This window comes from bacterium (assembly GCA_035295165.1).
GTDB lineage: Bacteria > Sysuimicrobiota > Sysuimicrobiia > Sysuimicrobiales > Segetimicrobiaceae > JAJPIA01.
Genome location: DATGJN010000091.1, coordinates 122057 through 131580, shown reverse-complemented (window position 1 = coordinate 131580; position 9524 = coordinate 122057). Strand labels below are relative to the sequence as shown.

The 9524-nt window shown below is 68.0% G+C and carries 8 protein-coding genes; 1 reads left to right on the top strand and 7 read right to left on the bottom strand.

The genetic code is table 11. The features are described from left to right. The 6 genes from VKZ50_15495 to VKZ50_15470 form a co-directional block, all read right to left on the bottom strand. The coding region (locus VKZ50_15495; protein ID HLJ61130.1) for an ABC transporter permease subunit at nt 1–701 on the bottom strand (701 nt) is incomplete at its 3' end. Between the two features lie 127 nt (nt 702–828). After that, nucleotides 829–2544: a thiamine pyrophosphate-binding protein gene (locus tag VKZ50_15490; protein ID HLJ61129.1), complete on the bottom strand. Its 1716-nt coding sequence runs from the start codon at nt 2542–2544 to the stop codon at nt 829–831. 146 nt (nt 2545–2690) lie between these two features. Next, nucleotides 2691–3758 (bottom strand): LLM class flavin-dependent oxidoreductase, encoded by a 1068-nt coding sequence (locus VKZ50_15485; GenBank protein ID HLJ61128.1) that lies wholly within the window; start codon nt 3756–3758, stop codon nt 2691–2693. Nucleotides 3759–3828: 70 nt separating this feature from the next. Beyond that, a complete protein-coding gene (locus VKZ50_15480; protein ID HLJ61127.1) occupies nt 3829–4596 on the bottom strand; it encodes an SDR family oxidoreductase in 768 nt (255 codons plus the stop codon). Between the two features lie 33 nt (nt 4597–4629). Then, on the bottom strand, nt 4630–5439 hold the full coding sequence (locus VKZ50_15475; GenBank protein HLJ61126.1) for an ABC transporter ATP-binding protein: 810 nt from the start codon (nt 5437–5439) through the stop codon (nt 4630–4632). 90 nt (nt 5440–5529) lie between these two features. Beyond that, a complete protein-coding gene (locus VKZ50_15470; protein HLJ61125.1) occupies nt 5530–6561 on the bottom strand; it encodes an ABC transporter substrate-binding protein in 1032 nt (343 codons plus the stop codon). Between the two features lie 67 nt (nt 6562–6628). Here VKZ50_15470 and VKZ50_15465 point away from each other — a divergent pair, with 67 nt between their 5' ends. Further along, nucleotides 6629–7447, top strand: a complete 819-nt coding sequence (locus tag VKZ50_15465; protein ID HLJ61124.1) for a GntR family transcriptional regulator — start codon at nt 6629–6631, stop codon at nt 7445–7447. A gap of 65 nt (nt 7448–7512) precedes the next feature. Here VKZ50_15465 and VKZ50_15460 read toward each other — a convergent pair whose 3' ends face one another. Next, nucleotides 7513–9249, bottom strand: coding sequence for a thiamine pyrophosphate-dependent enzyme (locus VKZ50_15460; GenBank protein HLJ61123.1), 1737 nt, complete (start codon nt 9247–9249; stop codon nt 7513–7515). Between the last annotated feature and the right edge of the window lie 275 nt (nt 9250–9524).

Genomic DNA, 9524 nt, shown 5'->3' with positions numbered 1-9524 from the left:
CCCAACCCTTTCGTGGACCCGACCATCTCACCGACCACGGCGGACACGAACCCGATCCCCACGGCGATTTTGACCGACGACAGGATCCATGGCACCAACGACGGGATGATGACGTAGCGGATCATCTCCCATCGGTTCGCGCGCATGCTCCGCAGCGCATCCATGATGTCGACGTCGACCGACTCCATCCCCGTCCGCACATTGAAGAGGACGACGAACCCCACGACGGAGACGACCAGCACCACCTTCGACACCAACCCGATGCCGAACCAGAGGATGAAGAACGGCGCGAGCGCCACCCGCGGCAGGCTGTAGACTCCGATCAGATACGGGTCGATGGCCTTGGCGACCGCCGTCGGTGCGCGCGCGATGAGAATCCCGCCTACGACCCCGAGCAGGATCCCGGCGATCAACCCGAGCAGCGTTTCCTGCAACGTCGCGCCCGTATTGCGCGCCAGCGATCCGTCCCGCGTCATGCTGACCAGTCGCTGAAACACGAGCGAGGGGCTGCTGACCCAGTTGACACCGATCAGGTACTCCCCAAACCACTGCCACGTCGCGAGCACGACGGCGAGGATGCCGACCCGGAGCGCGGCGTCCCGAGACCACAGTCTCCATACCAGCGGCGTCCCGGCGGGGCTCGCGTTCCCCTCGACCGGCGGCTCGTTCGGCACGCTCTCGGGTTCCGTCCTCAGCGACATCGTCGACTCCTTTTTCGTGTGAACGTCGCCGGCCGACCGCCCGCCTGGGCCGCGAACGCGCAGGTGCGTGCCGCGCGCACACCGCGGCGCGCGCCCGAGGCCGATCTCGCACATCGGGCGGATCCGTTCAATATCCGCCCCGCGCGGTGCCCGCCGGAGGTTGGAGCACCGGCGTCTCAACGTCGCACGACCGCGCCTCGATCACCCACGGACGGGACGTCTCGTCCCGCACGGCGGCGCGAAACGCGGCCTCGAAGCGGTCCAGGGCGTCGACCCGCTCCGCGGTGGCGCCGAGCGCCCCGGCAGCGTCCGCGAACTTGACGTCGAGAAAGCCCTCCGACACCATCTCCTGGGCGAATCGACTGGCCGCGACGTGTTTGATCCAGCCGAGGCTGCTGTTATTGAGCACCACCGAGACGATCGGCAGGCCCATGCGCGCCGCCGGTTCCACCTCCGCCATCGAGTACGCCCACCCGCCGTCGCCGGCGAGGCAGACGACCCGGCCGTGGGTCTCGAGGTCTCGCATGGCCGCAGCGACGCCGATCGCCGCGGGGAGACCCCACCCCAGGCCGGCCAGGCCGCGCGGAGCGAAGAACCGGCGGCCGCTGGTCTTGGCCTGCCAGCGGCTGGCTCCCCAACCGGACGCGAGGCTCGCGTCCGTCACCAGCACGTCGCGGTCTGACATGAGCGCCCCGACGACCCGCACCACGTCCTGCGGTTTCAGAATGCCGGGTTTCGGGGCTTCTTTGTAGACGATCGGACCCTCCCACCACTCGCGGCGCATGGCGCCGATGCGCTCACGGTCCCACGCGCTGTTCACCTGCGCGTGGCGGAGCGCGTCGACGAGACCGCGGGCCCCGAGCCGCGCATCCGCCACGATCCCGATCGAGTCTCGATAGTTCCTGCCGATCTCCTCGGGGTCGATGTCGAGGTGAATCACCGGCGTGCCCGGCGCGGGGAGCGTCCAGGAGAGCGTCGCGGACTGTCCCACCTTGGTGCCGACGAACACCACGCAATCGCTCTCCGCGAGCAGCGCGTTGGCCATCGGAATACCAAACGACCCGGTCACGCCGACGGACAGAGGGTGGGTTTCCGGGATGACCCCCTTCCCGGTGACCGTGGTGGCGATCGGACACCGCAGCGTCTCCGCCAGCGCCTGAAGATCCGGCCCGGCGCCGGCCCGCAGCGCGCCGCCCCCGGCGACGATGATCGGCGTCGTGCTGGCCCGCAGTCGGGCGGTTGCCTGCTCCACCGCCGCCGGGTCTGGAGCAGGCCCGAGCCGGGGAAACGCCGCCCACTGCGGCGCGGCGGGAAACTCCTCGGCGCCGGCCGGTCCGTAGAAGACGTCGGCGGGGATCTCGAGCACGACGGGTCCGGGGCGCCCGGAGGTGGCGATGCGGACGGCCGCGTGGAGGATGTCGGGCAGGTTGTCGCTCGTCTCGACGCGCCCGTACCAACGCACACACGGTTCGAGGAACCGCCGCTGCTCAAAGCCCTGCGACGCCGATCCGAGGTGGCGACGGTGCTCCCAGCGGCGCGGGATGTCTGAAACGATGGCGAGCACCGGAACCGACGACGCGTAGGCCTCCACTAGCCCGGAGACCAGGTTACTGGCGCCCGGTCCCACGGTCGCGTCGCAGACGCCGAGCGTGCCGGTGGCGCGCGCGTAGGCATCCGCGGCGTACGCGGCGCTCCGCTCATCGCGCATGAGCACGTGGTCGATTCGCCCGGGCCGCTTGGCGATCCCGTTGTAGAGCGGGAGCGTTTGTCCGCCCGGACAGCCGAACACGTGCCGGACCCCGTACGCAATCAACCGATCGACCAGCTGCTCTCCAAGGTGCACGCTCGCGTCTCCCGCCCTCAGAATGTGCCGCGCAACCGCTGCACGAATCCGTCCACGACGTTGACGATCACACCGGTTGCATGACCGACGGGCTCCGCCGCGCCCGCGGGGAATGCCGCCGGCCGCCGCGGACGCGCGGCCGCGGCTCAGGCATCGTCCCCGGAGCGCGAGGGGAGGGTGCCGCCGGCAAGCCGCTTGAGCGCGGGGATGACGTCCGCGGCGAACAGCCGCATCGCCCGCTCCGCATCCTGGCGTCGCATGCCGGGGTAGTGCAGTCGAACGATGACGTGGAGCTCGCGCTGCCCGAATTCCTCGACCCACGGACGGGCCTGACGCACCACGTCGTCCGGGGTGCCCGCGAACGTACGCGCCCGGACGACGCCGTCGTCGATCGGCGGCAGCGGGGACGAGGGATTGCCGCTCTCTTCGGCCGCGTGCCACGCCATGTACGTTCCGATCTGGTGCCACATCGCCGTCCGCACGGACTCAGGGATCGCCCCATCGGGGGACACCCACGCGTTCACGTGAAAGCCGACCGACAGACGTTCCGCAACCCGTCCCGCGCCGCGTGCCGCGGCGTCGAAGGCACCGACGTCCGCGCGAAACTCCGCGATCCGATTCTGCGGCGTCCCCATGTACCCGTCGGCGAGACGTCCGGCGCGCGCGAGCGCCGCCGGCGCCCGACCGCCGAGCATCAGTTTGAGATGCGCGAACGGCTTTGGGGTGACGCGCACGTTGTCGTACGAGAAGTATCGCCCCTGGAACGAGAACCGCTCCTGCTCCCATGCCGCCCGGCAGATCTTCACGAGTTCCGTGGTGCGACCGGCCCGCTCGGCGAGCGGGATCCCAAACGCGTTGAACTCTTCCTGTCGCCACCCGGAGCCGATGCCGATGATGAGCCGCCCGCGAGACAGTTGGTCCACCACGGCACAATCTTCCGCAAACCGAAGCGGATGCTGAAACGGGCCGAGCACGACCGCGGTCCCCAGCAGCAGGCGTTTCGTCACCGCCGCGACCGCGGCCAGCATCACCGTGAGCGACGGCAGGTAGGAATCGGCCGCGCCGTGGTGCTCGGACACCCAGAACGAATCGAACCCGATCTCCTCGGCGACCCCGGCGAGCGCCAGGATATCCTCATACTCGTCGGCGACAGACCGAGCGTCGCCGGGGGGCACCTGCCCGGTGAAGAGGCCGAGGCCCACGTGCAGGTTCATCGCGCGCCCCTCCACCCGCGAGACGCGTCGCCGCGGCCCGCCGCGTTCCCGCGATGCAGGCCGGTCGCCGTCACAGGCGGATGACCCACCCGCCGTCGACGTTGATGGTCTGTCCGTTGATGAAGTCTCCGGCGGGAGACGCCAACAGGAGGAGCGTGCCCACCAGATCCGTGGGCGGACGATCCGGACGGGCGTGCGGGATCGTCTTGTACCGGGCCGTCCGCTGCGGTGAGCCGATCGGTCCGGCGGCTCGGAACCCGGCCTCGCTCGCGATCAACCCCGGCGCAATGGCGTTCACGTTGATGTTGTGGGGGCCGAGCTCGACGGCCAATCCGGCGGTGATCGCCACCACGAGGTGCTTGCTGATTCGATACACGCTGCCGGGCAAGAACGCCGCCGCGGACGATTGATTGATGATCTTGCCGCTGCGCTTCGCCTTCATCGTGGGGATGACCGCGCGCGCGCAGATCAGGATCCCGGTGCCGTTGACGCGCATCACCCGCTCCCACCAATCAAGAGGGATCTCGCTGAGACCGCCGTGCGGGATCTCGGCCATGACCGCGGCATTGTTCACGAGGATGTCGACCGTTCCAAACTTCGAGAGGGTGCGGTCCACCATGGCCTGAGCGGACGCCGGGTCGGTCACGTCCAGGGTCGTGGCGAACGCGGAAAAGCCCTCCGAGGTGAGCTGCGAAGCAAATTTCTCTACGCCGTCTCCGTTCAGGTCGGCCACGACGACGGCCGCGCCTTGCTCCGCAAGCCCCTTCGCGTAGGCTTGCCCGATGCCGCCAGCGGCACCCGTTACGATCGCGACCGAACCCTCGAGCGTCTTTGCCACAGCGTCTCCTCCCTTGTGCTTGAATCGACTCGCCTATCCGATCAGATCGAACACGCGCTTCTGCAGCTCCCGGAAGCCGTCCTCGAACCGGCTCTTGTAGTAGTCGCGCGGCCGCGGCAGTGCGACGTCGAACGTTCCCACCAGGCGCCCCGGTCCGCGAGACAGCACCAGGATGCGATCCCCCAACGCGACCGCCTCGTCGATATCATGCGTGACGAACACCACGCTTTGGCCGAACCGTTCCACGATCCGAAGAAAGAAGTTTCCGACGTGGATGCGCGTATTCGCGTCCAGCGCGCTGAACGGTTCGTCCATCAGGAAGACCGCCGGCTCGTAGGCCAACGCCCGCGCCAGCGCCACGCGCTTCCGCATCCCGCCCGAGAGTTGGGCCGGGTACTTGTCGCACGAGTCGCCGAGTCCCAGTTCTCGCATGAGGTGCACGGCCCGCGCCGCCGCGACCCGGCTGCTCTCGCCCGCCAGCCGCACGGCCAACTCGACGTTTTGCACCGCCGTCCGCCACGGCAGCAACGCGTCGGATTGGAACATGAATCCGACGCGCGGCGCCGCCGCCTGCGGTTGAATCACCCGCACCGAGCCTCGGGAGGGCCGTAACAACCCCGCCACCGCTTTGAGCAACGTCGACTTTCCGCAGCCGCTGGGGCCCACGATGACCACGATCTCTTGAGGCCTCACGCGGAACGAGATATCGTCGATCGCCAGCGTGCCCTGGTGCCGCCCTCCCGCGCTCGCGGCCGCGGCGTAGCGGACCGTGACGCCCGACACCTCGATTGAGGCCCCCCGGGTGTCGGACGAGGAGACGACCTCGGCCCCGCCCGGTGCCACCGGCCCGCCGCCCGCGTCGCCGCCGGTTCTATCGCGCCCCAAGGCCGTTGGCGTCACTCCCGCGCTCTAGGCGATTCGGAACCGCCGGTGTCACTGCAACGGCGGCGCGTACTGTGTGAGCTGCTTGTAGGTCGGAAAGCCCGGCTCGGTGAACAGCCCCGAGCCCAGCAGCAACTCGCGCGTGTTGTTGTACATCACGACGGTGAAGATGCCGTCGAGCGACCAAATTCCGGGGTTGCGCAGGTACGAATCCAGCTGGATTTGGAGATTCGCGGCGGGCGTCGTCGACCCCCATTCCTCGGTCGCCCACTTCATCGCATAGACCGGATCGGTTCGAATCTTTTGCAGCGCCTGACGGTAGGCACGCATGAACGCGATGTAGGGAGCCGGATTGGCCCTGATCGCCGCGGTGCGCCCGGTGAACACCAACCCGGCCTGCAGCCCTTGTTCCGTCCGGAAGTCGTAGATCGGCTGCACGGTGTGCTGTGCGAGCGCGTTCTCGAGGATCGGGGACTGGAGCTGCACGGCCGTGGCCTTGCCCGAGAGCACGGCGGCGTACTGTGCCGGCGTGCCGCCGAGCGCGGCGATCTGCACATCGTTCGGATCCATGCCGGCCTTCTTGAGCGCAACGTGGAGCGCGAACTCGCTGAACGCGCCCGGTCCGCTGATGCCCACAATCTGGCCCTTCAGACTCTGCAACGTGTGATACTGGGAGCCAGCCTTCGACACCAGCACGAACACGCCGCGTTGCAGCATGTCGGCCAACACGGTCACATCAAGCGTCTTCGACTGCATCAGCCGGACCGGAAGATCCATGCCTCCCATCATGATGTCGCCCGTGCCTCCGGCAAACACCTGGGAGGTTGTGCCGCCCCCCGTCTGAAACTGGGCGAGGGTCAGATTGAGGTGGTTGGTCTTGGCGTAGCCGTCATGCATCACGACGTAGAGCGGCAGGTCGAAGAAGCCCGGCGTCGTCTCCAGCACGCTCAGGTTGTAGTCGCCGCTCGGCGCGGCTGCCGTTGCGGACACTGCGAGTGCCACCGCCAGGCCGAGCGCGAGCGCCACCACCCTCACGCCGTTTGCGCAGAAGTCCAAGTGCCAACGGGCTGAGCGATTCTCCACGTTTGTCCCCCTCGTCGAAACGTAGGATACTTGATCTTAGATCGAGGATCAATTATCATGAAATTCGGTGGAGCCATTGCATTTCCCTACCAGCGAGGAGGCCCGTCCGATCACGAAACTGGCTGCAGGAACGCAACCCGGCGCGGATGCCATCCCCGCCGCGCACACGCCCGTAGACGCCTTTCTCAGCTTCCCGCTGCTCCCCAACCGCCGGCTCAGCGATGAAATCGCCCGGTACATCCGCGACGGCATCATCGGCGGCATCTTCCCGGCGAACCTGCGGATGGCACCACTGGCGATCGCGGAGCGGCTGGGAGTGAGCACGATGCCTGTCAGAGAGGCACTGGTCACGCTCGTCGGCGAAGGGCTCATCGAAGTGCTGCCCCGGCGTGGGTTTCGCGTCGCGGTTGTGCGACGTCAGGACATCGCAGATGTATTCAGGGTTCACGCATTTGTCGCCGGGCAGCTCGCCGCGAGCGCGGCGACCACGATCGAGACGACCGTTCTGGAGAGGCTGGAGGCGATCCAGAACGAGATCGTGACGGTCAGCACGCATAAGCCGTTGGATGAGCGCACGTCAACCATCGAGACGCTGAATTTCCAGTTCCACCGCACGATCAACAACGTGCCCGACGCCAATCGCCTGCGCTGGTTCCTGCGTACCGCCTCCCGGTACGTCCCCCGCCACTTTTACGAAGCGATCCCGGGATGGGTCGAGACCACTCTCGCCGATCACCCGGCGATCATCGACGCTCTCCGGCGGCGGGACGCGGCGGACGCAGGTACGCTGATGGAAACCCACGTGCTCAAAGCCGGCAGGCTTGTCTTGGCGAAGCTCGGGGCATCCTCGGGCGCGGTCGGCCCAGCCGGCGACCACCGACCGTAACCGTTCACCGGGCGGGGGCGCGCGCCGGCTCGTCGCCTCGACAGAGGGGCCAGCGGCGCATTCACCTATCGCATGACGACGTCGACGAGCGCCGGCCGTCCCTGATCCTTGATAACCCGCAGCGCGCGTCTCAGCGCCGGACCGATCTCGCCGGGGACGTCGACGGGCCCTTCGCCGTGCACGCCCAGGGACCGAGCCAGCCCCGCAAAGTCCACCGGAGGTTTCTCGAGGCGGATGCCAACGACTTTGTTCTCCACCGGCCTGTTCCGTGCGCGGGCCACGAGTTCTTGGTGGACCTCGTCGTTTCCGTAGGATCGGTTGTTGCACATCACCACGAGCAGTGGGATGTGGTGGTGGGCCGCCGTCCACAACGCGCTCGGAGTGTACAAGAAGTCGCCGTCCGATTGCAGATCCACGACAATCCTGCCGCTTCCCCGATGGGCCAGCGCGGCTCCGATAGACGCGCCGAGCCCGTAGCCCAGTCCCGCGCCGCCGCTGAAGCCCAAATACGCATCGTGACGCGTCCACTCCCACAGCCGGCGCGGCCATCCGCCCAACGCCCCGTTTGCGAGGACCCAGGACTCGGTCTTGATGCGCTCCCAGACTTCGGCGGCGAGGCGTGCCGGAGAAATGGGCACATCGTCCCATCGCGAGCGAGCCTGCCGCCATCCTTCCTCGCGCGACGCTTCGTGCGCCGCTTTGAGCCGGTGAAAGCGAGCCGTCCGCTCGCCCTCGGAGCCCGCGCGCGATCTCAGCCGTTCCACCAGCGCGGGAACCGCGAGCGCGGTGTCGGCGATGATGTGGATCTCCACGGGCACAAGCCGCTGGTAGTCCGCCACCCAAGATCGGGCTGCGAGATCGTCGAGGGTGATGTGAATCACCCTCGCGCCCGCCCCAACGATCATCGACGGCTCGCGGGTCGCCGGGTTGGTTTCGGCGAAGGCGCCGTAGAGATCGATCACATCGAGGGAGAGGATCACGTCCGCCTCACGAAGGAGGTCGTTCTTGGCGGCGGTGAGGTCCAGCGGATGGGTGTTGGCCAGATTCGGGCGCCCGTGACTGTACAGATCGACCACGGGGGCTGCCAGGAGTTCCGCCAACTCCCGCAGCGCGTCGAACGCTCCCGCGTGCCGGCCCAGACGCTCGGCCAGGACCACCGGACGCTCGGCGCGCGCCAGCAGTTCGGCGGCCGCGTCCAGCGCGGCCGGACTCCCCTGCAGACGCTCCGGCCGTGCGTACCGGGCGATCTCGGGAAGCGGCGTGTCTGCCGGCACCACGCCCTCTTGAAGTGCCGCGTCGAGCGCGACGTACACCGGGCCCTGCGGCTCGGTCACGGCGATCCGATGTGCACGGAGCAGGGCTTCTGTCATCGAGGGAATGCTGCTGGGTTGATCGTCCCACTTCACGTAATCGCGGACCAGCTGCCCCTGAACGAGCCCCGTGTGAATCCAGTCGATCCACGGACGCCGGTGTTCGATCGCCATCGGCCCGGCACCACCGAGCAGGAGCACGGGCACCCTGTCGCACCACGCGTTGAAAATCGCCATGCTGGCGTGCTGCAGCCCGACGAGGTCGTGCAGCCCAACCGCCATCGGCTTGCCCGCGGCCTTCGCGTATCCGTGGGCGATCGCGACGCTGATTTCCTCGTGACAGCACAGGATGATCTCGGGGCGTTCGTTTCCGCCGTAGTTGACGAGCGAGTCATGAAGCCCCCGGAACGTTGCGCCCGGATTGAGCGCAGCGTATTCTATCCCGAACCCGCGAAGCAGGTCGACCACGAGATCGGAACCGTAGCGTGTCATCAGACTCGCTCCCTCACGCTCGATCTCAGCTTTCGAATTCTCTATCATGACGCCGCCGATGGCACGAGCGAGGTTGTCTCGTCAAGGTGCGGCGGCACTCCGCCTCGCCGCCTTCGAGCCCTCGGTGCGGCGTCTACGTGAGACCGGTCCTCGGGGGTGTGAGACCGTGACGCACGATTTCGACTCGGCCGCGCGATCCCCTCGGCGAGGCCCGATCGACGCCTCGGCGGCGGCGTTGGCCGCGACCGCAGCGAGTACGCTGTCAGCGCTGCTCG

What these genes read in the sequence shown, in the direction of transcription:
- VKZ50_15485 (HLJ61128.1), bottom strand. Translation starts at nt 3,758, where the DNA reads ATGAACCTGCACGTGGGCCTCGGCCTCTTCACCGGGCAGGTGCCCCCC.
- VKZ50_15460 (HLJ61123.1), bottom strand. Translation starts at nt 9,249, where the DNA reads ATGACACGCTACGGTTCCGATCTCGTGGTCGACCTGCTTCGCGGGTTC.